The organism is Neisseria sp. P0021.S007 (assembly GCF_051956855.1).
In genome coordinates, this window is sequence record NZ_JBQCXA010001217.1 from 1 (window position 1) to 514 (window position 514).

At 52.5% G+C, this 514-nt stretch carries 1 protein-coding gene; it reads left to right on the forward strand.

What is annotated here, in order from left to right:
* A partial coding sequence (locus tag ACTHUR_RS18380; protein WP_440400204.1) for a 4Fe-4S dicluster domain-containing protein occupies window positions 1-514 on the forward strand: 514 nt, incomplete at both ends.

A 514-nucleotide genomic window follows, 5' to 3' on the forward strand; every position in this document is an offset into this window, starting at 1 on the left:
CTGTACCGCCTGTGCACATCGCCATTACCGGTATTGAAAAAGTGGTTGCGAAGCTGTCGGATGTTCCACCTTTGTACAGCCTGTTGCCACGCTCCGCCATTGGTCAGAACATTACTACTTATTTCAATATGATTACCGGCCCTCGCCGTAGCGAAGAGCTTGACGGTCCTCAAGAAATGCACTTGGTACTGCTTGATAACGGCCGTAGCCAAGCTTATGCAGAAGATCAAATGCGCCGCACCTTGCAATGTATCCGTTGCGGTGCGTGTATGAACCACTGTCCGGTTTATACCCGTATCGGTGGCGCGGCTTACGGTACGACTTATCCCGGCCCAATTGGCGAGATTATCTCTCCGCATTTGTTAGGCTTGGATGCGACACGCGATCTGCCGACTGCGTGTACCATGTGTGGCGCCTGCGTTGAAGTTTGTCCGGTACGCATTCCGATTACCGAACAAATGCAACGTCTGCGTGTTGAAGCACAACGTTCGCCAACCGAAACCGTTCCTCATCC